The organism is Paenibacillus sp. J2R1T-4 (assembly GCF_059692235.1).
In genome coordinates, this window is sequence record NZ_JCAUBA010000009.1 from 229,460 (window position 1) to 255,929 (window position 26,470).

Sequence of the window (26,470 nt, forward strand, 5' to 3'; positions counted from 1 at the left end):
AAATGGCACTAAAGCAAAAATCAATCTTTGCGATTGGATTTGCTGTTGTATGCATAGCCCTATGGGCATTCTCTAGTATGTTTCTAGCTAACGCCAGCGGGCAAAACTGGATCGACCATGCGGAAACGAGCTGGTATGAGAAGGAGCATGTCACATTTAATATCGATACGGAAGAAAAGCTCGCCGGTGTGGCTAAGCTAGTCAACGAAGGTGCCGTCATCGATGGGGTCCCGATCGACGGTTTTAACGGTAAAATACTGGAGATCGACGGAAATATGGATTTGACCGGCCATCTTTGGGTACCCATTGGGACAGGAGAACATCCATTCAAAGGAACGATGATTGCCAAAGGCGGAGGCCAGGTCCAAATTATCGGCATGAAGGTAGATGGAAGCTTCCTGTACACCGGATTAATCGGAAACATGGACGGCGGAACATTGGGCGGCTTCGAGTTTACGGATACCGGTTCCATTAACATTCAAACCGTCACACAGAGCACTTACGCTTTTGCGGGTGCGGCTGTCGGAAAAATGATCAATAACAGCTATGTCTACGATATAACGAATCATTTGCCAGTCGTCGTTAATGGAGTAACGGTTCAAAGAACTTCTGTTGGCGGAATTGTTGGAGCAGGCGACGGAATCGTTGCCAACTCGATAAACCTTAAGCCGGTTCAAGCGACCGGCTCGGAAGTGCATGCCGGAGGGATTACGGGTTATGCAGACCTCGCCGGATTGAAGGTAAAGAAGGTTACGAACGAAGGGGCCGTTCATGCGATCAGCGTTAGCGGGGCTGTTTACTCCGGAGGGATTACCGGGTATGCCTTCGGCTCCATAAGCATGAACGAGGATGATACGCCCATCATTAACAGCGGCTCCGTGACCGCAACCGGCGGGAATACAAGCTACGCAGGAGGAATACTGGGGAAGGCTAACGCAGATGTTACCTTCTCCAATAGAACGACGAATGCCGGGGCGGTCAACATTGAAGCGCCTGATGCAATCGGCACGTATGCCGGCGGGCTCGTTGGAGCGCTTACAGCGCAACCGATGGACCGTACATTTGATATTACCTTTACAAGCACAGGCCCTGTTACAAACAATGGGGGGATGAACGTTTATACGGGCGGTATTGTCGGTATGACGGAGAGCTCCTTTACGTGGAAAAAAAATTTCACGAATAGTGTGGCTGTGGCTTCATCAGGCAAGCAAAATGTTTACTCAGGCGGGCTGATCGGTAGAGGACTCAGCAATATTCAATTCCTGAGCTCCGCCAAGAGCACGGGAGCGATTTCGGTGTCCGGTGGAATTCATGCAGGCAAGCCTGATGAGGCCTTCACCGGCGGGTTGATCGGTTATGCTGACACTCGGGTATTGCTGGATAGTGCGACAGCGGGTGCATATGACAATTCAGGAAGCATTACGGTAACCGGAGGAACAGGCCTATATACAGGAGGCATTGTTTCCAACAGAGCCTATGCGAGAGCATCGGGTGAAGCGAGCACGAATGTCAACAGTACGGGAAATATTCAGGTAACAGGCCTATCGAAAATATACACCGGTGGCTTTATTGGGATGGTTACAGATGACGGAATTCTCGATAAAACGATTACCGGAGCGTCTTTTTCGAGAAATATAATCGTAACAGCTGCTGCATCTGGCCCGAATGCAAAAGTGAACACCGGGGGGATCGTAGGTTACTACGCCCCTGGGAATAACATCGGCGGTATGATAGGTACCAGCTTCCGGGGAGCACTCCATGTTACCGGTGGAGCCGATGTGTATTCGGGCGGTATTGCGGGGTATATAGATGGAAGCACGATATCGAATACGAATGTAGGAAATACAGCAGCCGTCTTCGCTTCGGTAACGTCTGAAGGAGCTGCCGGCGGTGTGGCTGGATATCTTAAGGGCAGCGTGAATACGGCTGCGATTCAGTTTGTTGCGGTGAGAGTAACAACTGCCGGCGGTTTTGCAGGCGGGGTTGCAGGGAAAGCCCAAGGGCTAATTAGCGGCGCAACGGTCGGCCAAAGTGAATTTGTTGGCCCTAATAGTGTAACTATTGATGCTGCGGTTGCCGCTCCGGTTGATGGGAAGGATCTCGTTACGGCCGGCGGTATTGTCGGCATTAACGATCAAGCTCTTACGATTGCCGGAAGCAGTGTGACCAAAGTCGGCCTAATCACCGAAAACGGGAAAAGTGATTATTCATTAGGGCTTGTAGCAGGTAATCTCTCTGCCGAAGCTATTATCGGTCAGGCCGGGACACCGATCGAGGTGAATCAGGCGGTAATCGATGTAAAGGCCGCGAATAGCAGCATTGGCGGAGCGATCGGGGTAAACCGTTCACCGGCCGTTTACTTGAAAGCAGAGAATGTGGAGATGAAGCTCCAGGCACCCTCGGCCAAAGCGGGGGGAATTGCCGGGATCAATTACGCTTCCTTTAGCGATGGGGATGCCTTGTCCGTGAAAGGCTTAACCGTAACGGCTCAAGGGAACGGCGCTTCGATCGGCGGTTTGTTTGGGGAGAACCATGGGGCCGTTCCAAGTACGTTGGCGGAAAATGTGAAGGTCATTGCAGGAGGGAATGCGAATCGAATCGGCGGAACCGCTGGCTACACCACCGGTTCATTAACCGATTCCCAGGTAAAGGCATTGGAGGTTGAAGCGAACGGAGAAGCAGCCGAAGTCGGGGGAATTGCCGGGCGTTCAGAGCCTTTGGGTGACAGCGTAACACCGGTTGTTCTAACCAACTCTTCGGTTCAACTTGGAGATTCGTTGTTCATAACGGCCGCAGGGGTGAACAGCTATATCGGCGGGATCGTCGGTTATGCCAAAACAACGAGCATATTGAATCCTCAATTATCTGCGGTAATACCTGATTCGGTTATTATGACCGTTAAGGCAGCTCGTGTGACGACTGGCGGAATAGCAGGCCGGATCGAAAGCGGAACGATTGTCGGGGACGCGCTGAGGGCCAATATGCAGAACGTGATGATTTCCACTACGTCAGCTGCAACGGACGGCTATACGGGCGGGTTGGCCGGATATAACGATCGTACACGAATTGATAAAGTCGTAATGAACAATGTGAATGTGATCGTCAGCGGTCCAAGAACGATTGTCGGCGGAATAGCAGCCTACAATAAGGGTACTTCAACAGCTATTCTTACAAGCAGCTATGCGGAAAATCTGAATGTAAAGGTCAATGCTTCGGCAGCCTCGTCAACAGTCGGCGGCTTCATCGGTCTCAACGATGTGCGGGATGGCGACCCGAGTCCAAATCCGAATACCGCAATTAGCACGATTCAGAACAGTAGGATCGTAGGGAATGTTCAGGTATCCGCTCCGTCTTCCATTACTGGAGGGATGGTAGGGGTGAACCGGAGCTTGATTGCCAACAACAGCATCACGGATAAAATCAACTTATCCTCCAAAGGGAATGCGAGCATCCTCGGAGGGCTGGCCGGTTCGAATACAACAACCGCCACCCTATTCTACACGTACTCCAATGCGAACCTTACTCTGGAGGGGGAGGATTCGATTGCCGGGGGTTTAGTTGGTGACAATAAAGGCCGAGTGCTATCCTCTTATATCGATATTGATGTAACAGGCAACGCTAACGGAACAGCGCAGAAATACGTGTACTTGGGCGGGCTTGTGGGCAGCAACAGCGGTACGATCGAGAAGTCTCATTCCACGATGAAGGTGACTGCAGGCGGAACTTACACGGTAGTCGGCGGCTTAGTGGGTGAGCATCAAGCAGGAACGATTACCAACTCCTATGTGGGGGGAGAAGTAGTCGCGAACGGCGCTAATTCATTCTCGGGCGGTTTCATTGGTCGAATTACGGAAGGCTTGGCCACCTACAGCTACTCCGCAGCACAAGTAACAGGGAATAACGGCGCTTATGCCGGCGGCTTCGTCGGACGCTACGATAACATCAATAAAGAGCTGCTTTATAAGAACTATTATTTAAAGGATGAAGTCTTGAACATCAATAAGGATTTGCCGGATTTTGCGGAAGGCGAGCATCGTTTTCTTAATGCGCATGTAAGACTTAGCACGCTTCTGGCGGAAACGTTAATGGACCGCGCGACTTTCCCGGATTTGTCGGGATGGGATTTTAACGCGGCATGGAAATACGGCTCCCTGAATGCGGCCTACAAATATCCCGAGCTGATCCGGACAGCCAATACCGGGGGTGGGGATGGCGGAAGCAGCGTCAACACGAACCTCAACTGGTATGTGCGGGATAAGGGAGCGATCGTTTTTGAAGTGAAGACCGAAGCGGAGCTTGCGGGGCTTGCAGCCATTGTGAACGGAACAATTCCCGGCGTTCAGAAATTCGACTTCAAGGACAGAACGATCCGGGTCATGAATCCGATTCACATTCAATCCAACCAATGGGTACCGATTGGATTTAATATGGATAGTGTTTTCCAAGGGACGCTGGACGGCGGTCATCATTTGATTGATGGACTTAGCCTACTGCCTGATCATAATTATTCAGGATTGTTCGGTGTTATCGGATCGAATGGTATTGTCACCAACTTGAACATGGAGCCGTTGTCGGTCTCGGGCAGACAGAGCACCGGGGGAGTGGCAGGCCTTAATCAGGGGAAAATATCCAATTCCCACATTAAGCTGCTTGGCGGTGCCCATGTTAGAGGTGAAACGGCCGGGGGCTTGATCGGTACGAATACGGGGACGATGGAGTTTCTCACGCTTACATTAGACGGCGGCAGCCGAATCGAAGCATCCGGGAATAACGCCCTGGTTGGCGGAATCGTAGGAGATAATACATCCACGGTTCTGACTAACAGCTTTGAGCTAAGATTGATTGATGGCAGTATAGGCAGCTCTGCGAATAACGCAGTAGTCGGCGGAGTGATTGGGAAGCAGACTGGTGATGTCACCGGACTGCGTGTCAGCATCGTCGGGAAGTACATTTCTTCTTCAGGTGCGAACCAAACTTTAGGTGGAATGATCGGTCGTTATGTGTCCGGTGTTGCCAACGATATAGTGCTGACCCTGAACGGCAAGCTGGAATCGCAGGGGACGGGGTCCGTCTTGGGCGGTATGATCGGTCAGTCTGATGCCGCGAACACGATCCGCAATTCGACGGTGACATCGATTGAAGCAGGTCCTCATCTTACTGCTATCGGAACCGTAGGCGGACTAGTCGGTAGTAAGACGGGGAGCGGCAACAGTACGTTCGATATCGAGAATGTGAAGGTAGAGAAGATCGTCATCACCAATCCTGCAGGCATTCCCGACATTGTGATGGGTGGGATTGCAGGCAGGCTTACGAATACGGTCGTGCGACTTGCACAATTCGATGCAACCCTGAATGCCGCAGCCAATCGAGTCACCGTAGGCGGTATAGTCGGGCAAGGTCAAGATTCGATTGTGTACGGAGCAGACGTTATGCCAGCTATCACCTCTAGCGCATCTGCAGGGGAAAGCGTGATCGGCGGTGTTGTCGGGATCATGGCGTCGAGCACGAGAGACAAGGAATTCGATTTCGGCAGCAAAACGCCTTACTATCATGGGATTTATGATGCATCTGTTCATACGAAAGAAATAGTAGCGCAAGGCGTGGACAACGGCCCCGACCTCCTCGTTGGCGGAATTGCCGGTAAGCTGAGTACGGCTTCGATCTATTTCTCGAAAGCAGCATCAGAGCTTGCGGTCAGTGGCGCCAAAATCGCAGCAGTTGGTGGATTAGCAGGCTTCAGCGATGGAATCATCGTCAGCTCCACAGCACAGAATGGAATACGGGCGGATTCCACCACGATTTATAGCATTGGCGGCATCGCAGGTAAAACGTCGGACGGTGAAATCCACTACACCAACGCGGTTAACCGAGATGGGAAAAAAATCGCCGTCAGCAGCGCAGTTACAAAACCAAGCATCATGCCGGCCACTTATGTCGGCGGGTTCGTAGGCTCAGCGGATCGGACGAAAATCTCGAATTCATTCGCCGATATCCCGGTTGAGGTAGTTGACACGAATCAAGAAAATACGATTTATTCAGGTGGCTTTGCGGGCTTGCTTGGGGAATCAACGATCGGGGATGGGCAACTGAAGCGGGTTTATTCCAAGGGCAATGTGGTCGTACAAGGAATTACCGGCGCTTATGCCGGCGGTTTCGCAGGCTCGGTTGATCACTATTCGATTACGGATGCTTATGCAGCCGGAACGGTTTCCAACACCGGCTTCGATTCCCGGAGCGGCGGTTTTGCAGCCATCATTGAGCGTAAGGCTAGCATTAGTAGTGCTTACGCGGTACAGCAGCAAATTACGACGACCGGAGTCAATCATGCAACGCGATCGTATATCGGGGGTTTTGCCGGATATAACGATGGTATTTTGACTAACGTCTATGCACATGTCCCTGAGCTGATTCGGAATGTAAATGGTGCCAACGTTTATCTCGGATCACTGATCGGCTACAACTTCAGGGACGGAAAGGTTACCGCATCCTATTATGCCGGTACCCCTGCTCCAATAGGGCACAATGCAGGCGCTTCTGCAGGGGTTACACAAGAGGACAGAACGAACGCCTTAACATTTGCAAGCTGGAATATGGAGCCGGATGTGCACTTCCTGCTGGAGAGCGCTCCATCCGACGAGATTGTCCTAGTCAGACTGAACCAGCTATCCGCTGCCGTTCTCCTGAACAATGATCCGACACTGGACTATTATCGTCTGTATCATCGGGATACTGCGGTTAAAGCTGATGTAAGCAAGCTTGCTCTTGGGGCAGATATTGATTTGAGCGGGTTTCTATGGATTCCGTTTGCTGATTTCCGAGGCGAGTTTGACGGGAGAGGCTTCAGCATTAGCGGCTTTAACTATTCAAATTCAGCGACGAATACATTCGGGTTCATCTCGGAGCAATTTGGAACGATCAAAAATGTTAAGTTTGTGGAACCTAGATTACAGGCTGGCTCGAACCTTGGGGTGGTTGCCGGAGTTACTCATCCCGGGGCTGTGATACGCGATATCGAGGTAAGAGGAGCCAACGTTGCGGGTGTTGATGATGTAGGTGGAATCGCAGGTACTAATGCCGGCACGATCAGTGGAGCTTCAGTGTCTGGAACCGTGACGAGTTCAGCCGGTTTCGTAGGCGGCATATCAGGCAGCAATGAAGGTCAAATTCAGAAGTCCTATGCCTGGGGCAATATCCGCAGTATAAATCCCGATTTGGCGCTTGCTGCGGGTGGGATAGCCGGTGAGAATACGCCAGCGGGTACGATCAGTGAATCGTTCTCATCCGCCTTCGTTGACGTCGCTTCCAAAGAAGCAACGGCCGGGGGAATTGCCGGAATCAGCCGCGGAGCGATCGATAACAGCTATTATTCCGGACGAGTAAAGGCCGAAGGCACGGATAAAGCGTGGGCCGGCGGGATCGTCGGTTACGCTGCGGACGGTAACATCAGTTATGTCATGAATGACGGCCAGGTTATTGCAGGAGTTGATGGCAAGCTCATTGCAGGTCAAACCTTTGCCGGAGGAATTGCGGGCCAGAAGGAGAATGCCGCCACACTTACTAACACCCTCTTCGACAAGCAATTGCTGAAGAGAAATACAGCTTATTACGATGCCGCTGGGAATAGAGTGATTGGAGAAACGGGCAAAGCGACTGGCATTCTAACCGAAAACTTGACTATGGCTACACTGTCAGCTAACTTTGACCCGTCTAAATGGCAGGCTGTACAGGGCTTCTACCCGCATTTGACCGCATTTAACGGTACAGCAGCTTCCAAGCTTAGCGCTGTAGCCGTTGTGCTTCATGAAGACGATCTAATCAGCAGCATTACATCGGACTTCGGGTTAACACAGGATGCAGCCGTAATGTGGACTGCGAATCCGGACGAAGCAACGATAAGCGCCGCTTCAGGAACGCTCAAGGGATCATTAAAAACAAACGGAAGCTCTGAATTAACAGCCTCCGTAAACGGAAGCTCCAGAATCATTACGGTTAATACTCCAGCCTTAAAATATGGGGAGACGGCTGTAAAGCCAAAGGTTGTTTCGGGGGCAGACCGCTTCATTGATCAGGTTTCTGTTGTACTCGCAACCGATGAGCCTGGTGCCAACATTTATTATACGCTCGATGGCCGTCAGCCTTCAGATGCTTCCTTACTGTACACAGGGCCAATTGTACTAACACGAACTACGACCATTAAGGCTATTTCCTTCGTTAACCATAAGGAAACGAGCGAAGTGTTCTCGGGTGTTTGGACGCAAATAGCTGTTAAGCCTAAATCGGTATCGGGAGCGACTGTCTTCAGTGATCCGATATCTGTAGCGCTGGCGACTGATGAACCTGGCGGAAGCATTTATTACACGTTGGACGGCAGTCAGCCGAACTCAAGCTCTATGCGCTATATGGGTCCTATTCGTCTAACGCGGACTACAACGATTAACGCGGTCACTATCGTAGACGGCAAGGGACCGAGCGATGTATGGTCCGGAGTCTATACGAAGATTGATCGACCGAAGGCTGTTCCTGGTGCAGGAAACTTTGTGGGCCAGGTTTCCGTAGTGCTGTTGACAGACGAAGCGGGAGGGACCATTTACTACACCCTGGACGGGAGTCCACCTACAACGGCCTCGACGTTATACGAGAAGCCGATCGTGCTGAGCGAAACGACAACGTTAAAGGCAATCACTTCAATAAATGGGATTGGAGTAAGCCAAGACTTAATCAGCGTTATGACAAAGGTACCGGCACCAAGCGGAGGATTTTTCATCCCGCCGCCTCCGAAGCCAGCTCCTATCGCTGCTAATATCGGCAAAGAAACGGTTGTTGCAGGTGAGGAACCCGTTACAGTTGCGAGAAACAGTAAAATGACGTTGACCGCACCCGAGGGTACAATCCTGTATTACACGACCGATGGCAGCATCCCGACGAAGAACAGCCCGGTTTATACAGGCGGCATTTTAATCACGGGGAATATGACCATCAAAGTGATCACTGACAAGGATGACCGGGTCGTAACGATGAACTACGAGGTTGCGAATGCCAAGTATGAACTGAAGGCTGAAGCGAATCAGGTCAAGTACATCAAAGGATATGACAATGCTCAGTTTAAGCCGGATACCGCCATTAGCAGAATTGAGCTTGTCGAAGTTCTGGCTCCTTTGCTCGACCGGGAAGATGTTACGGTCGGCAACCTGCTTACGGATATAGAGTCCGCTGAGCAGGAGGATCTGGTTGCGTTCTTTGCATCGGCTGGCATCATAGAAGGATACCCAGATGGTACGTTCGGCGGTGATCGAGGGCTGACCAGAGCGGAATTTGTAGTCATTTTATCTCGCGTATTGAAGCTGGATATCGAGGAGGAAGGAATCACGATCCTATCTGACGTGAAGGCTCATTGGTCTGAGAAATACGTTAATGCCTTTACGAGTGCAGGTTATGTGGATGGTTATCCTGACGGCACCTTCGCACCGGACAAAGAAATTTCCAGAGCGGAATCAGTCGTGTTGATCAACAAAATCATCGGTATGAAGAAACAAAGCATGCCTGCCAAGTATACCGATTTGGATCCATCACATTGGGCGTACGAGGACATTATGGCCGCAACCCAGTAATTAGCGATCTGAAAAAGGCCAGGAAGGCGGTTTAATAGATGAAAGTAAAAGTGTTCGCTATATGCTTGATTATTTCACTTTTAGCCAGTACATGGTTTTTCATGGATTCTCACGCCGAAACGTCAACTCGCTACAATGCGGTAGGAATCTATGAGCTTGCCGACAGCGCGGTATTCTATATCCGTATACCACGAAGCGACGGTACGGCGAAAGCTGCAGGGACCGGGGCAATAGTATCCCCGGATGGGACTGCGGTAACGGCGTATCACGTAGTGAAGGGTGCGGAGCAGATTGAAGGGATTCTTCAAGATGGGCGTATTGTCAGTCAAATCGAGGTGGTGGCCTACGACGAGCAAACTGACACGGCAGTACTGAAGCTGCCTGTTCCGCAATCCGCTGCGGGGCAGAATGAACCGGTGTATGATACTCTAAATATTCGAGAGAGAGCCGTCAAGCATGGGGAAAAAGTGTTTGCTATTGGTTATCCGCTCAAGAACACACCTATTATTACCGAAGGAATCGTAAATAGCCCTAAGGCTGAAATTAATGGGAGAGACCGAATTTTGATATCTGCTCAGGTAGCAAGTGGTATGTCTGGCGGGCCGATACTTGATGAGCAAGGGAATCTTGTTGGAATCATTTCGGGCTCCATGCGGACCATGGACAACATTCATCTTGTCATTAATACTAATGACCTTCACAGCTTGATAGAGCACAAAGAGTGAATTACAAGGCTTGTAAAAAAACAGGGCATCCCCTCAAGAGGATTGCCCTGTTTTTTTGAGAAAAGTAACTAGAACAATAAATTACGGAAAATTCCAGAAAATTGTAACAAATTTGGAGCAAAAACGTATGCGAATATGGTAAAGTACGAAGAGTTGATATATAAATAATTCGTACAGGTGATGACAGACATGTTGGATGAATTTACTAAGAAAAGGATAGACCGCATACTAAAAAACTATGTGGAACTCAAGATTCCCAAAGAAATAAGAAATGAATTGAAATTGATTTATAAGTTCAGAGGAAATAACGTGACTTTGTTGGAAGAGCGGATGGGATATAAAGGGGATCGCTGGATTCAATTGGATCGTGCACAATTCCGATTCGACAAAGAGACGAACAAATGGAGTGTTTATTGGAGAGATAGCAAGGATAAGTGGCATCAGCACCCAGAGGTTGAACCTGATCATGATTTTGAGAAACAGTTAGGGATAGTAGATCAAGATCAGTCTGGTACATTTTGGGGATGAGTTATAACGGAACGTAAAGATCAAGGGCCTTTGGAGCAGCTTCTCCAGAGGCTTTTCTTGTTTTATCTTATACACTTGATAGAAAGAGTTGTAATCTTAAATTTTGCTAGTTGGTTAAAAAACGGTTTATTAGAAATATGAAAAAATGAAAACTGTTTAAATATTGTTTTGTATCTGTTTGCAAATATGCATGCTAACCTGAATGTGGATTATCCATTTATAGGTAGAGGAGTGTATGAATAATGAGGAAATGGAACCAATGGATCTGTACTTTACTTTGCGTATTCCTGCTCGTGCCAGGGAACTTCGTATCTGCTGCACAAGCGGAGTCAACAGAAACACTGTTTGATGCGCTGCGGCTGAAGTGGCGTGATGTTATTACCGGAGGTACAGCCTTTGATCCCGCTGACCCGGGTATTGCTGCACAGATTAGCAGCATTGAGGATACAGCTCAAGCAGCATGGGACACGCTGCAAACAGGTGACGAACGTGCGGGCTGTGATTGCTTGTGGATGGATTTGAAGGGAACGGCACTCTCCGGCAACAATGTCGTCGCATACGGCAGAATGCGTTCCATGGCACTTGCCTATGTTACGGAAGGCAGCTCGTTGAAAGGCAATGAGGCTCTGCGGGATGCGATTGTAGATGCGCTCGACTGGAACTATGCGAACCGCTATAACGAGAACACAGTAAGGTACGACAATTGGTACCATTGGGAAATGTCAGGTCCGCAAAACCTAATGGAAACAGTCATTTTAATATATGACGAATTACAGCCTGCTCAGACCGGTGCATATATGCGGGCGGTGAAGGCTTTTTCGCAGGATCCGAATTTAACGAATGGCAATGTGGCAACAGGTGCAAACCGGGTGGAAAAAGCGTGGGTATATATGCTGCGGGGGATAATCGTTCAAGATGCGAATGAAATTGCGCTTGCGAGAGATGCCCTCAGTGATACAACACGCATACCATCATCCACAAATGGTTTGAATAATGTATTCGCTTACACCGTTGTCGCGGAGGCGGATGGCATGCATGAGGACGGATCATTTCTCCAGCATGGCCCTCATCCGTACATAGGCAACTACGGGACGACTTTTTTTCAATTAGTCGCCAACGCCGTTTACTTGCTGGACGGTTCTGCTTGGGAAGTGACGGATCCTCTTGCAACTAATATTGTGAACTGGATCTATGACTCTTTTGCCCCAACGCTTGTGGATGGCGGACAAATGGATATGTTTCGGGGCCGACTCATTTCGAATTCTGGTATCCAAAGCCATGTTGCAGGACACCGGGTCATTCAAGGGGTCATTACTGCGCTTTCGTTCGTGCCTCCGAAGGATGCGGCCGTGTTTAAGCAAATGGTAAAGCAGTGGGTAGTCGGGGATACGTACCGTAATTTCCTGGCGGAAGCTCCGATCTTCTATTCGACAGCCGCCAGACAAATTGTGGATGATCCGACGATATTACCTTACGGCCATGCGACGATGAACAAAATCTACACGTAGTCGGACCGTGTTGTTCATCTTCGTCCGGATTATGCCTTCGGTCTAAGTATGTCATCGTCTCGTGTTTTCCGGTATGAATCGATCAACGGAAATAATTTGCATGGGTGGCGCATGGGGGACGGAGTAACTTATCTCTATAACGGGGACATCGGCCATTATGATGATGATTATTGGGCGACAACGGACATGTACCGGCTGCCTGGAATAACCGCAACGAATCAGACGCTTAACGACCGTGCGGGTCAAAGCACGAAAACGCCGCACAATTGGGTCGGGGGTGTGTCCGACGGTGAATTCGGTACTGCGGGTATGCAGTTTACACCGTATGGCAGCAGCTTGACCGGCTACAAATCCTGGTTCATGTTCGACGATGAAATTGTTGCGCTCGGAGCCGGTATAACATCGGCAGATGATCATCCGGTAGAAACGATTATTGAAAACCGGCGTCTTGGAGAAGCGGGCGGTAATCTTCTAACGGTGAATGGGCTCGCACAGCCGACTGCTTTGGACGGACAGAAACATACTTATTCCGATATAAGCTGGGCCCACCTGCAGGGAACGGCTGATCATGCCGACATCGGATACTATTTCCCATCGGGCGGAACGATAAACGGTCTTCGCGAGACTGCGACGGGAAGCTGGGGAGCGATCCAGGGCCCTGGGGTAACGGATCCGCTCACCAACAATTATCAGAGGCTTTGGTTAGATCATGGATCGAAACCTTCTGAAGCCGCCTATCAATACGCGATTCTTCCGAATCTGACCCCTGCTGAGACAGGGCAATACGCAGCTGTTCCGCAATTTGATGTGCTGGAGAACAGCCAGCAGCTTCAGGCGGTGCAAGAGAAGAGCATGAACATTGTAGGTGCGAACTTCTGGACAGATAACCCGAAAACCGTTACCGTCGGCGGACAAAGCTGGATTACCAGCAACGCCAAGTCTTCTGTTATGACGAAAAAGACGGAACAGTCGCTAGTGGTATCTATATCAGATCCGACCCAATCCCGGGTGGAGCCAATGATTATTGAAATTAATCAAGCGGCAAAAGGCGTTATTACCATCGATCCTCGCATCACAGTAGTTCAGCTTGCTCCGACTTTGAAGCTGTCGGTTGATGCCGGTGACGCAAAGGGGGCTTCACTTCAGGTCAAGCTAGCCTTGGACGAGCTCCCAGGTGATACGATAGCTCCGAGCAAGCCTGCCGGCTTGACGGCAACGGCTATCTCGAAAAGCGAAATACGGCTGGGTTGGACGGCGTCAACCGATAATTCTAGTGTAGCCGGTTATAAGGTTTACCGTAACGGATCACTTGTTGGAACCGTACTGTCGCCACAATTTACGGACAGTGGACTGCTAGCTGATACGTCCTATACGTATACAGTATCTGCATTCGATCCTGCCAGCTCGATGTCGGACTTTAGCGTGCCGGTAAGCACAACAACACTGGATGTAAACGTATATTTGATCCGGGACGACTTTAACGAGACACTCGAAAATGCAGCTCCGGATGGATACACCATTAACTTAGACGGAGGAACGATCGGGGCTGCCAATGTACCCGGGAACGGGAACAGGAGTATAAAGTTTACGGACACTTCAGGCAGCAAGGCGGTCACAGCAACTAAGCCGATTGGCTCACAAACGGATTTCGTCGCCGCCGAATTCAAGGTGATGCTCCCGGCAGTAAGCAGCTATCATTCCTGGAACCTGAAAGGGGATGGCAATGTCAATGCGGTTTCCGTTATGACCTCCGGCAGTAATTTGATTTATAAGAACTCGTCCGGCGGAGATACCGTGCTGCAGCCCTTCACGGCAAACCGTTGGTATAACATTCGAATCTTGGCAGATCCAAGTACGGATCGGGCTAATATTTATGTCGATGGTGTAGCCAAAGCGAATGGGGTACGGTTCCGCAATGCTGTATCGTCGCTGACGGCCTTTACCGCTTCAACAGGCGAATCCAGCAGCGGCACTTATTATCTCGATGATGTGACGGTTTACCCATTCACTACATGGATTGAGGATACGTTTGATTCTGAGCAAGCAGGCTCGTCGCCTCACGGGTATGATGTGCAGAAGAACGGAGGAGCAGTGGTCATAGCAGACCGCGCCGAAGATGGCAGACGCAGCATGAAGTTGGAGGATGGCAGCAAAGATGAGGCGGTATCCGCAAGCCAATCGTTTATCGCAAGCAGCAATGCGGTCGCAGAATTTGATTTCCTGCTTCCGGAGTACCGCGACGGTTTTACGTGGAGCTTGCTAGCCGGCGATGGAGCAGCAGCGGTAATGTTGCGCACAGTGGGGAACCGCGTGGTTGCTGTTGATTCTTCCGGTATAGAGACGGAGCTGCAGCGCTTTGTACCGAACAAGTGGAACACGGCGAAAATCGTAGCGAATGGCTCCAAGAATATGTTTTCTGTATATATAAACGGTGTTGAAGCAGCAGCTGATTTGAAGATGGACCAGCCGATTGGCGGGATCTCCCGATTCCAAGTATCGTCAGCTGTAGAACAGACGGGAGTTCTATTTATAGATAACGTAACGGTCCGTCCGTTCGAGTATTTGATTGATGACGATTACAACACGGAGACGTCTGCCACACCGAGCGGCTATACGCTGGATGCCCGCGGCGGGCCGATTACGGTCAGTGCCATGCCAGGCTCAACAGAGCGGGGATTGAAATTTGCCGATACCAATAATCGCGCATCCGTTGCGACGAAAACATTTTTTACTCAACGAGGGTCAATTGTGTCGGAATTTGATATCATGCTGCCGGAACTCTCGACGTTTCATTCCTGGAATTTAAAGGATGAAGCGGGAACGAATGGAGTAACGGTCATGTCTTCTTTTATTGGGAATAAACATGTTTTCATCTATAAAAATGAAACCGGCGGCGATACGGTTATTCAGTCCTACCAGCCGAATACTTGGTACCGATTCAAAATTAAAGCTGATCCGGTTAAACAGCAATTCTCGTTGTATATCAATGACGAACAACTTGTCGCCGATGCGGGCTTCCGATTTTCCGTTTCCAATATAGCAGGCTTCGCAGCTTCTACAGCAACTGGTGGGCCTGGAACGTTTTATATGGATAATTTAAAGGTGTATCCGGCAGGTTTCCTGAATACGAAGGATGAACCGTCTACTGGAACTTATGTATCAGTTGTGAATGACGAGCAGCATAACGAGCAGATCGGAAATGCACAGTCACAATTCTCTATATACGCCAAGGCGTGGGATCCGGAAGGAGATCCAGTTACGGTGACGGCTTCGGTATATGGCGTCGAGAAGACGTTCGTCATTCAATCACCACCCGTGCAGATGCCGGATGAGCCAAATGTCGTGATGACATGGGACGGAAGCGATCTTGCGGAAGGGATATATTCGGATATCCAAGTCCGATCAACTGATTTTTACGGTAAAACAGCGGAAGCCCTGTTTACTGGGAAGCTGATCGTGGATAAGACGGCACCTACTCTTATAGTTAAGCTGGATCCTCCTGTTTTGAAAACGCCTAACCATAAAATGGTTACAGTGACCGCAACTGTTTATGCGGAGGATACGGGTTCTGGCATCGCTAATATTGAGCTAACCTCGATTACAAACAGCGATCCGGACGTAGGGAATGGTGAAGGCAATCATCCAGACGATATTCAAAACGCAGAGCTTGGAACGGATGATCGGTCTTTCGATTTGCGGGCAGAACGGTATGGACAGTCGTTGGGCCGAACGTACACAGTTACTTATACTGTTAGAGACCGAGCAGGTAATATAACCTCGGCGACTGGGACGGTTATTGTTACTCATGATAATGGTAAGAAGGATTAAAGATGAACAATATCGGCTGCTATAAGCCGTTTTATTGAACAGTATTAGTTCGAAAGGCGTATTGATGGGAGTCCCGCATTGCTTGGGGCTCCTTTTTTTTACCTTATGCGGTCGGAATTGGTCTGTTCGTCCTTTTACGCTTAAAAACGTCGCTCCCTGGACAGCATATAAAATTCTTGTGTAATTTTATAATTAGATATATATTAAATTAGATATATGACTAATTATAAAGGTGGTATGTAGGTGCAAGAAGTCGGAGTTAACTGCAAAACAACCGTTGGTATTCTTGGTCTTATGCATGATGAAGAAACGCGGAATAAGTATGGGTTAACGTTGGAATTCATAAAGGAACTGATTATGGAGTTTGCTCCTGATGTCATATGCGGTGAGGTGCTTCCTGTTTGCTGGGACTTGTATACCCGAGGAAAAGCTGGCGAAGGTTACTGGCAATCAGAGGACGGCGCCGCATACAAAGCTTACTGGGCGGAACCAGCAAGCGAGTATTGGAGGCTCATCTTCCCTTTATGTGCAGAAACCGGAATCCGATTCATTCCTGTTGATTGGTTAGAGTTGGATGTTTGGTGGGATTTCGATCCTTTTCTGAGCTATTCCCCTGAGCAAAGAAGACAACTTGTGTCAGAACTAGAGGGATGGATGCAGCAACTGTTCTCCACTTGGGATAAGAGCCCGATTCCATTCAACTCCTTTGCTTACGACGAGATTGCTAGAGCCAAATATAGGTGGCTGGAGCAAGTAAATCCGAAGGCGCATATTTTTCGTTGGGTTAATAGACACCTTATAATGATCCAGCGGATCAAAAATGCGATCAAGCAGCATGAAGGAAAACGCATCTTATGTATAGCAGGCGCTGACCATAATTATTGCTATTACGAAGGCTTGGCGGATGCAGATGTGCAGCTTGTTTATCCATTAAGGTGAGTGTTTGAACAAACCGCAAATCAATGAACAGGACCGACTCCTAGTACGGAATCGGCCCTGTAAAGTAACTGCAAAACCTGCAGTTACTTTCTCTCAAACGCAGCATATTTGAATTATAACTGTAAAACCTGCAGCTAATGATTAGACTTTTATCGAGAAGAGCCGGATACCATAAAATTAACTGTACGAAATACAGTTAATTTAGTAAAAGGCCTCAATCTCAGAAATTTAACTGCAGCATTTGCAGTTAAAGGAGAGTCGTGGACATACACTTTTTCAAGCTAGTTGAGCACACGGGCTTTTATGGAGTAATGGAATACCTAAGTAGTTACTGTAAATTTACCCTACAAACTAACCCTGACCCGCTCTTTCTGACGAAAGAATACCCAGTCCTTATAACCGATTTCCTTCAATCGGGCGGCGACCAAGTCCCACTCATCGCCAACACGGGAGGGAATATGCGCATCGGAGCCGAAGGTTACATCAATTCCGTAATGCAGTGCCATCTCCAGGATGTCGTCTGCAGGGTACCAGCCGCCAACATCCTTTGTGCTGCCGGAAGTGTTAATCTCAATCGCAACTCCACAATCGCCGATTATACGCATAGTGTCTTCAACCGCTCTCGTCTGGATCGCAGAGAATGCTGGGTAGAAGCCTTTCATTGCATCAATATGCCCTAAGATCTGGAACATCCCGCTGCGGGCGGATTGCTGGATTAAGTCGTAGTAGCATTCTTTTTGAGCAATTTGTTGTTGTTCATTTAAGCCTTTCCAGCGTCTCCGGTTGAAGATGCTGACACCACCGCATTGATGGACGGATCCGATAATATAATCGAACGGATACCCTTCATATACCTTGCGGTACACCTCGGCATGCTCAGGAAAGAAATCCGATTCCACTCCAAGCAATACTTCAATCTTCTCTTTATACTGCTCCTTTAAGCGTAGAACCTCATCCACATATACCTTGAATTCCCGTTTGGCCATAGCGATAAGCGGCCACGGACTCTCCTCAGCTGCACCGAAATAAGGGGAATGATCCGATATGCCGACTACCTGTAATCCTCCCGAGACAGCCGCTTCAATGTAATCGCGAATGCTGCCTGTTGCGTGACCGCATCGCTCGTGATGGGTATGCAAATCAAACTTTAACACTGCTGCTCACTCACTCCGATCCAATAAAATTAATCTCAGGCATACCCTTCAAATCGCTCAGGAACTGCTGTAAAGCGGAGCTCAAGTAACGTCCTGATTTATAAATGACACCGACCGGGTGGTTAATGTGAAATTCATTGATCGGAATCATCCGCAACGTGCCTAACCGCAGTTCATTTGATGTGGACAGCTTGGAGATAATAGCCGCTCCCAGGTTCAATTCTACCATCCGTTTCACCTCTTCACTGCTGGATAACTCCATCACAATGTGAGGCTCCAGTTGAAACTTGCGAAATACTTGATCCACGAAGCGACGACCTGCAGTCTCGGGCGACAACATGATAAATGGAATGTCACGCAAGGATTCTACAGTTGTATGGGGGCGCTTCGCAAGCGGATGATCGGGAGAGACGACCAGCTCGAATGAGTCATAGTACAATATAGAAGTCTCAAGCTGAGGGCTTCTTTCGAACAAGTAGCCGATTCCAATATCGATCGTACCATTCTCCACACTCGTCATAATTTGCGTAGAAGTCATGGAGTGTATGGACGTTTTGATAAGCGGGAACTGATTCTGGAAGTACGACAGTACCCTTGGAAGAATCTGCATGGCGATCGATGTTGTTGTACCCAAGTGGATATGACCTTGCGGATTATGGGTAAGATCAGACAATCGCTGCTTCAAATCCTCTACAATCCGAAGCATTCTTTCCGCATGATGCAGGAACACTAGTCCGCTGTCCGTCAGGGTTACAGGCTGATTGCGATCAATCAGGACGGCTTTGAATTCGTCTTCAAGGCTCTTGATTTGAGCGGACACCGCAGGCTGGGTCAAATTCAGCAACTCCCCAGCTTTACGGAAGCTCATGGTCTTCGATATGGTCACCAATGTTTCCAACTGGTTGATATTCAGGTTGTTCCACCCCTTTTCTTACACTCCTACCATTATAGCCTAAGAAGCGGGTTGAAAAAACTCGATCCGTTCACCATCGGGTCCATAGAAAAAGCGGTAACGAGCTCCATTCGGCAATGTTGTGGAGGCGTCCTCAAGGAAAGTTACACCTAATGCTGCTACGCGCTCTGTTTCCGCATCCAAATCGTCAACCGTAAATGCGATATGATGCACACGGCCTTCATCCGCAAGCTTTCCCGGATAACCTTCAATTAATTCAACTTGGGTTTCAGAAGCTCCAGGCGCACCTAGAAAAGCAAGCTCAATAATCCCATTCGAGTGCGTCAAAGTTCCAAGCAACTCCAATCCCACTACCGTTTTATAAAATGCAATAGAGCGTGCCATGTCTTGTACCATAACTCCAATATGCTCGATTTTTCTCACTGCCATTATGTATCATCCTTTTTCATTAGACTTTCTCATTATTGTACCGCTTGATCCCCAATACGGAAAGAAAAAGTATAAGCAATATTTATCGGATAGCACGAATAACCCTCTGTCACAGCTCAGGTTAGCTGGCGGAGGGTTGTTTGCTATCATGGAGCTTCTGTTTTGCTCATACACTGGTATAAGACCCCAGCTCAGGCAACAAGGAAAGGAGGGAGGCGAATGCAGTTCCATTTATCTGATGAGCAGGAGATGACCCGTGAAGTCATTCGAGGGTTTGCTGAATCCACGGTTTCGCCGTCAGCAATGGACCGGGATGAGAGGGAAAGGTTTGACCGAGAAATTTTTGAAAAGATGAGGGAGATGGGACTCACCGGTATCCCGTGGCCGGAGCAATACGGCGGTTCAGGCAGCGATTATGTAACCTATGCTATAGTCCTGGAGGAGCTTTCCCGTAAATGCGCGTCAACTGCAGGTATGCTTGCTGCTCATATTGGATATTGCGCGTTTCCGCTCTACCAATTCGGCAATGAAGTACAGAAGAAGTCCTGGTTGAAGGCTGCTGCAGAGGGGACACGGCTTGGAACCGGAGCGATTGCCCAGCATAGCGGATGGGATGCTACATCAGACGAGGGGATTGGCATTACGGCAACCGCAACTGCGGATGGTAGACAGTATATTCTTGACGGTACAATCGACTATGTAAATCAAGCAGGAGAAGCGGATATCTACGTTGTTTTCGCGCGGGGTCAACCCATGAAGCGAAAAAAAGGATATTCCGCTTTTCTGATTGAGAAGGGGACGTTGGGACTCACTTTTGGGCCTAAAATGCAGAAGTTAGGACTGCGTTCTATGACCACGGCTGCAATCCGAATGGACAATTGCCGAATTCCTTGCACGAATCTAATTGGACGTGACGGTCAAGGTCTAGAGATTGCCATGGACACACTTAGTATCGGATGTATGAGCTCCGCAGCGCTTGCCGTCGGCCTAGCCCAAGGCGCGTTGGAGGCTGCGATCGCCTATGCAAAGGTTCGCAAGCAGTTCGGGAAGCCAATCGGACAGCAGCAGGCTATTTCATTCAAGCTGGCCGATATGTCGACGAGAATAGAAGCCGCCAGACTTCTGACTTATCAAGCGGCATGGCGTATGGATCACAGCCTTCCCTACCTGAAGGAAGCGGCTATGGCCCAAATGTTCGCTCTCCGTGCAGTAGAGTTCGTCACCCTGGAAGCAGTTCAGGTGTTAGGCGGCTACGGCTACATGAGGGAATATGAAGTAGAGCGATTTATGCGGGATGCAAGATGTTTGCAAGCGAACGAAGGGACTCTGGAAATGCGCGCCAGTATGATCTCAAGTTTACTTTCCGAGGATAAGTTTTTCTAAATAGATAAGTAACAAACAGTCAGGAGGTGCCGCAGTGCGTGAATCGGTGATTGTTGCAGGGGCTAGAACACCCTTCGGCAAATTCGGTGGTGTACTCAAAGAATTGAAGGCTGTGGAGCTCGGTGCTGTAGCAATAAGGGGAGCCTTGTTACGAGCAGAAGAAAGAATGTCTAAAGGAGCGGATGCTGCACCCGCAACCTCAAGTGCTTTGCATATAAATGGTGTCATTATGGGAATGGTGCTGCAAGCGGGAGCGGGGCAAAATCCAGCCCGTCAGGCTGCAAGGCTAGCCGGGTTGGACTGGGATGTTGCAGCGGAGACGATCAACAAAGTTTGCGCATCGGGCATGCGCGCCATAACGATGGCGGACCAGATCATTCGCGCTGGCGATGCCGACACCCTTATTGCAGGCGGGATGGAGAGTATGAGCAATGCCCTGTTTGCCCTTTCCCCCCAAGCACGGTGGGGACTCCGCTCAGGGGATTCGAATCTCATGGACCTGATGATTAGAGACGGGTTGCAATGTGCTTTTGACGATGTTCATATGGCAATTCATGGCAACCAATCAGCAGTTGAATACGGAATTAGCAGGGAAGAGCAGGATAAGTGGGCATTAAGAAGCCATTTAAGAGCAGTAGAGGCTATTCGAGCAGGCAAATTCTCAGCAGAAATCGCCGCAGTAACGGTGGTGGCAGCCGGCCGAGATGGAGTTCATCAGCTGTGTATCACCGATGAATCCCCAAGAGCAGATACAGACGCTGCCAGTCTCGCCAGGCTTACCCCGATCTTCAATAAGAACGGCACGATTACAGCTGGCAATGCTCCAGGCGTCAACGACGGGGCGGCAGCACTGCTCGTCATGTCGAAGGATATAGCGGAGCAAGCAGGCTATAAGCCAATGGCTAAGATAATCGCTCATGCAACTGTTGGATCAGAGGCGCCATATATTGCCGCAACCCCTGCATTAGCCATTCGCAGACTACTTCAGCGAACAGGGCTCACACTGGAAGATATTACTCTCTTTGAGGTAAACGAAGCATTTGCAGCTGTTGTTCTGACTAGCGGGCATTTGCTGGGTTGGGAAGAGGAGAAGGTCAATGTGAACGGAGGAGCGATTGCGCTCGGACATCCGATTGGGGCAAGCGGGGCGAGAATCGTGCTCACTCTAATTGGCGAGCTGCAACGACGCGGAGGCGGACTTGGCATAGCGGCGATCTGCAGCGGGGGAGCACAAGGTGATGCCATATTGATTCAAGTGGACGGATAAGGGCAGGTGGAACCGATGCAAATGAAAGAACCAACCCCAATCGGGGACCCAGTACTGGATTCTAAGCAAGCCCCCGGTCCAATCCGCAGCATATTGATCATTGGCACAGGTCAAATGGGAAGCGGGATTGCCCAGACAGCGGCTCAGTATGGATTTGAGACCAAGCTACATGATGTGGATGATCGGGCCGTTCAACGTGCGTTTACCGGTATTAGCAGCAGCTTGTCCCGTACTGTAGCGAAAGGGCGGATGACAGAGGAGCAGAGAACCCGAGTATTAGAGCGAATCTCACCATCAACGGATCTAGAAGTCGATGTCAGACAGGTAGATCTCATCATCGAAGCGGCTCCTGAACAGCTGGACATTAAGAAGGCCCTTTTCCAGGAGCTGGACCGGATCTGCCTCCCGCACACTATTCTAGCCACGAATACATCAGCACTCTCTATAACTGAAATTGCGCGAGCAACGGACCGGCCTGAGCGTGTAATCGGGATGCATTTCATGAATCCAGTGCCTGTAATGCCGCTAGTCGAAATTATCCGGGGGCTGGCAACTTCTGACGAAATATTCGACAGGATTGCACAGCTTGCTGGGCAGTTAGGGAAAACGGCTGTGGAGGTCAAGGACTTCCCCGGATTTATATCCAACCGCCTCTTGATGCCCATGATCAATGAAGCGATCTATGCCGTTTATGAGGGAGTAGCGACGCCTGAAGCAGTGGATCAAGTGATGAAGCTAGGGATGCACCATCCGATGGGACCCCTGACACTAGCGGATCTGATTGGACTTGATACTTGCTTATCCATCATGGAAGTGCTTCATCAAGGCTTCGGAGATTCGAAGTACAGACCTTGTCCGCTTTTACGCAAATATGTAGCTGCAGGATGGCTCGGGCGTAAATCGGGCAGGGGATTTTACATCTATGAAGACAGCCGGGGGTAACACATGGAGCTCCGTTACACGAAGGAACAAACAGCGATGCAGCAGGCCGTGAGACATTTTGCTAAGACAGTGATTGCCTCTCGTATAAGCGATATGGAGAATAACAATGAATTTCCTCATGAGCTTGTGCGACTGATGGCTCGTAACGGCTTCATGGGGATCCCTATTTCCACTCAATGGGGAGGAGCTGGCTCCGACTTTATTTCTTATATCCTGGCGATTCATGAAATTTCAAAAATAAGCGCTGCGGTAGGCGTCATCTTATCCGTGCATTCGTCCGTTGGGACTTTACCAATTATGCAGTACGGAACAGATGAACAAAGGAGGAAGTATGTAAGCAGACTGGCGTCGGGAGAGTGGCTCGGGGCCTTTGCGTTAACGGAAGCTCATGCTGGTTCTGATGCGGCTTCTATACGAGCCTCGGCTGTATATAACGGAGACCATTACGTGCTGAATGGTGCGAAGATCTTCATAACAAACGCAGGTGCCGCAAATATATATGTGACGTTTGCCGTGACCAATCCTGACAAAGGCGCACGGGGAATTACCGCTTTTATAATTGAAAAGGATACGCCAGGCTTTCAAATCGGAATCAAAGAAAAGAAGATGGGGCTTCACGGGTCCAACACATGTGAGCTCCTGATGGATGGAGTGAAGGTACCTGTTAATCAGAGGCTGGGCGAGGAGGGTCAAGGCTTCACCATTGCATTAGGCTCATTGGACGGAGGCCGAATCGGGATTGCGGCTCAAGCGCTTGGCATTGCCCAAGCTGCAGTGGAGGCAGCTTCTACTCGGCTTGGAGCCTATTCAGCTCCCATTGTCAGGACGGCCAAATCCAAATCACACGCAGCATGTATGCTGCCGATTGTCCCTATCCGTCTCGCGGAGTTAAAAGCCCAGACCGAAGCCGCTCGATTGCTAGTGTACCGAGCAGCCTACTTGCGGCAATCAGGCATCTTCTGCACAGCGGAAGCATCGATGGCCAAAATGTTCGCCTCCGACACTGCTGTCGCCGTAACAAGTGAGATCATACGATTGCTTGGTCCTGAAGGCTGCTCCAAGGAGCTGCCTTTCGAACGGTTGTATCGGGATGCCAAGGTGACCCAAATCTACGAAGGAACCAATGAAATTCATCGGATTGTAATCGGTAACCAACTGCTGAGAGATTAAATACGGAGGCGGTGATTGGAATGGGCGAGACACCGGGTTTGCGCCTTCGGAAGGCGCTGGACAAAGAGAAGCCGTTGCAGGTAGTGGGCACGATTAATGCTTACTCGGCCATAATGGCAGAGCAGATCGGCTTTCGTGCCTTGTATGTATCAGGGGCGGGCGTTGCCAACGCATCCTTCGGGCTTCCCGATCTAGGAATCACAACACTGCACGATGTAGTGGAGGACGTTCGTCGGATAACAAGTGCGACTGAGCTTCCAGTATTGGTCGATGCCGATACGGGCTTCGGGGGGGCTTTCCCGATTGCCCGCACCGTAAGGGAAATGATTCGAGCCGGAGCTGCAGGCATACACATCGAGGATCAGGTTGCGGCCAAAAGATGCGGTCACCGTCCGAATAAAGCGATTGTCAGCCAGGAAGAGATGGTGGACCGGATAAAGGCAGCGGTTGATGCCAGGCGGCAAGATCCGCATTTTGTCATTATGGCCAGAACGGATGCATTGGCTTCCCATGGTTTGAATGCGGCAATTGAGCGGGCATGCGCGTGTGTTGAAGCAGGAGCCGATATGATCTTTCCGGAGGCGATGACGGATCTGGAACAATACCGGGTTTTCACACAGGCTGTGAAAGTCCCAGTACTAGCGAATATTACCGAGTTCGGGAAAACGCCCCTGTTCAGTGCAGAGGAGCTCGGACAGGTTGGAGTGTCACTGGCGCTGTATCCATTATCCGCTTTTCGCGCCATGTGTGCAGCAGCACTTCAAGTGTACCGGTCCATCCGCCAAGATGGCTCGCAGCGGAGAGTTGTCGATCTCATGCAAACCCGATCGGAGCTTTATGATTTCCTGCATTATTATGCATATGAACAAAAGCTGGATCAGCTGTTCGGTGCGCAGCATGGAAAGGGGAATGATAATGACCGTTCATAAGACAGGCGGACTGGCTGATGTGATCGCAGGTCAAACTGCGATTTCTACAGTAGGCAAACAAGGAAAGGGTCTCCATTACCGCGGTTATTCCGTTCATGATCTTGCTGGCTTCGGTTCATTCGAAGAGACGGCTTATATGCTCCTGAACGGACAGCTTCCGAACCAGGAGGAGCTGAAGCAATATAGACGGAAGCTTGCCAGTCTGAGGCTGCTCCCCACAGGGTTGCTGGCCATTCTGGAGCAGCTGCCCTCTACTTCGCATCCTATGGATGTACTCCGAACGGGCTGCTCCGTCCTGGCCTCATTCGAACCAGAGGAGGAAGAAGACGGAGGGAAAACCCAACGAGATGTTGCAGACAGACTGCTGGCAAGCTTTGCCTCCATGCTGATGTACTGGCATCACTATCACACGAGCGGAATTAGGCTGGAGACTGGCTCATCGTCCGAGGAGGAGAGTGTAGCGGGTCATTTTCTTCGACTGTTACACCGACACGAATCCAGCGAGTTACATAAGAAGGCGATGGATGTGTCGCTTATCCTGTATGCCGAGCATGAGTTCAACGCTTCCACGTTCGCAGCACGCGTTACAGCGTCCACGTTGTCCGACTTTTATTCAGCGGTGACGACCGGGATTGGCACCCTTCGAGGACCGCTGCACGGCGGAGCGAATGAAGCGGCGATGGAGCTGATTGAAGCCTTCCATGGGCCAGCAGAAGCAGAGGAAGGGATTGTTCAGATGCTTGCAGGCAAACAGCGGATTATGGGCTTCGGCCACCGTGTCTATACAGACTCTGATCCCAGATCGGACATCATCAAGCAATGGTCCAGGAAGCTTAGTGAAGAAGCTGGGGATATGAGGTTATATGACATATCCGACCGTATCGAACAGGTCATGCGGAGGGAGAAAAAGCTGTTCCCGAATTTGGACTTCTACAGTGCCTCAGCTTACCATTTGATGGGCATTCCTACTTCAATGTTTACTCCAGTGTTTGTTATATCACGCATAACCGGTTGGTCTGCACATATTATGGAGCAGCGCCGCAACAACCGATTGATTCGACCGAGCGCCGATTACACCGGACCAGATCCTATTCCATGGCTTCCAATGGATCAGCGTCTATAAAGACATCACTACTCGGAGTAAGAG

General features: G+C 49.8%; 15 protein-coding genes and 1 pseudogene. 13 read left to right on the forward strand and 3 right to left on the reverse strand.

Translation table 11 applies throughout. The features are described 5' to 3' along the window. Positions 1–2: 2 nt before the first annotated feature. The 7 genes and pseudogenes from AC58QD_RS17130 (at position 3) to AC58QD_RS17160 (ending at position 17,136) form a co-directional block, all read left to right on the forward strand. Positions 3–9,608, forward strand: coding sequence for a chitobiase/beta-hexosaminidase C-terminal domain-containing protein (locus tag AC58QD_RS17130; protein WP_497335373.1), 9,606 nt, complete (start codon positions 3–5; stop codon positions 9,606–9,608). A 38-nt stretch (positions 9,609–9,646) separates the two neighbouring features. After that, on the forward strand, positions 9,647–10,333 hold the full coding sequence (locus tag AC58QD_RS17135) for a S1 family peptidase (protein ID WP_497335375.1): 687 nt from the start codon (positions 9,647–9,649) through the stop codon (positions 10,331–10,333). Between the two features lie 189 nt (positions 10,334–10,522). Next, positions 10,523–10,861, forward strand: coding sequence for a DUF3024 domain-containing protein (locus tag AC58QD_RS17140; RefSeq protein ID WP_497335377.1), 339 nt, complete (start codon positions 10,523–10,525; stop codon positions 10,859–10,861). Between the two features lie 242 nt (positions 10,862–11,103). Beyond that, positions 11,104–12,369 carry a hypothetical protein gene (locus AC58QD_RS17145; protein ID WP_497335379.1) on the forward strand — a complete coding sequence of 422 codons (1,266 nt, stop codon included), beginning with the start codon at positions 11,104–11,106 and terminating at the stop codon, positions 12,367–12,369. Positions 12,370–12,381: 12 nt separating this feature from the next. Continuing rightward, a pseudogene (locus AC58QD_RS17150) lies at positions 12,382–13,368 on the forward strand (polysaccharide lyase family 8 super-sandwich domain-containing protein); the annotation flags it as partial. Positions 13,369–13,386: 18 nt separating this feature from the next. After that, complete coding sequence (locus tag AC58QD_RS17155; RefSeq protein WP_497335440.1) at positions 13,387–16,197, forward strand: fibronectin type III domain-containing protein; 2,811 nt, start codon at positions 13,387–13,389, stop codon at positions 16,195–16,197. Positions 16,198–16,440: 243 nt separating this feature from the next. Then, the gene (locus AC58QD_RS17160) at positions 16,441–17,136 is read left to right on the forward strand and encodes a hypothetical protein (RefSeq protein ID WP_497335381.1); all 696 of its coding nucleotides are present in this window, start codon (positions 16,441–16,443) and stop codon (positions 17,134–17,136) included. A 344-nt stretch (positions 17,137–17,480) separates the two neighbouring features. Here AC58QD_RS17160 and AC58QD_RS17165 read toward each other — a convergent pair whose 3' ends face one another. Genes AC58QD_RS17165 through AC58QD_RS17175 form a run of 3 tightly spaced genes read right to left on the reverse strand, consistent with a single transcriptional unit; the run spans position 17,481 to position 19,632 of the window. Then, a complete protein-coding gene (locus AC58QD_RS17165) occupies positions 17,481–18,290 on the reverse strand; it encodes a histidinol-phosphatase (protein ID WP_497335383.1) in 810 nt (269 codons plus the stop codon). 10 nt (positions 18,291–18,300) lie between these two features. Next, a complete protein-coding gene (locus AC58QD_RS17170; RefSeq protein WP_497335442.1) occupies positions 18,301–19,203 on the reverse strand; it encodes a LysR family transcriptional regulator in 903 nt (300 codons plus the stop codon). A gap of 39 nt (positions 19,204–19,242) precedes the next feature. Next, a complete protein-coding gene (locus AC58QD_RS17175) occupies positions 19,243–19,632 on the reverse strand; it encodes a VOC family protein (RefSeq protein WP_497335385.1) in 390 nt (129 codons plus the stop codon). A 219-nt stretch (positions 19,633–19,851) separates the two neighbouring features. Here AC58QD_RS17175 and AC58QD_RS17180 point away from each other — a divergent pair, with 219 nt between their 5' ends. Genes AC58QD_RS17180 through prpC form a run of 6 tightly spaced genes read left to right on the forward strand, consistent with a single transcriptional unit; the run spans position 19,852 to position 26,446 of the window. After that, positions 19,852–21,015, forward strand: coding sequence for an acyl-CoA dehydrogenase family protein (locus AC58QD_RS17180; protein ID WP_497335387.1), 1,164 nt, complete (start codon positions 19,852–19,854; stop codon positions 21,013–21,015). A gap of 34 nt (positions 21,016–21,049) precedes the next feature. Further along, positions 21,050–22,282: an acetyl-CoA C-acetyltransferase gene (locus tag AC58QD_RS17185; protein WP_497335389.1), complete on the forward strand. Its 1,233-nt coding sequence runs from the start codon at positions 21,050–21,052 to the stop codon at positions 22,280–22,282. A gap of 21 nt (positions 22,283–22,303) precedes the next feature. Beyond that, on the forward strand, positions 22,304–23,224 hold the full coding sequence (locus tag AC58QD_RS17190; protein ID WP_497335391.1) for a 3-hydroxybutyryl-CoA dehydrogenase: 921 nt from the start codon (positions 22,304–22,306) through the stop codon (positions 23,222–23,224). Positions 23,225–23,227: 3 nt separating this feature from the next. Beyond that, on the forward strand, positions 23,228–24,394 hold the full coding sequence (locus AC58QD_RS17195; protein ID WP_497335393.1) for an acyl-CoA dehydrogenase family protein: 1,167 nt from the start codon (positions 23,228–23,230) through the stop codon (positions 24,392–24,394). Between the two features lie 20 nt (positions 24,395–24,414). Then, entirely contained in the window at positions 24,415–25,323 is a 909-nt protein-coding gene (prpB, locus tag AC58QD_RS17200; RefSeq protein ID WP_497335395.1) for a methylisocitrate lyase, read from the forward strand. Further along, entirely contained in the window at positions 25,310–26,446 is a 1,137-nt protein-coding gene (prpC, locus tag AC58QD_RS17205) for a bifunctional 2-methylcitrate synthase/citrate synthase (protein ID WP_497335397.1), read from the forward strand. The genes prpB and prpC overlap by 14 nt, the downstream gene beginning before the upstream one ends. The last annotated feature ends 24 nt before the right edge of the window (positions 26,447–26,470 follow it).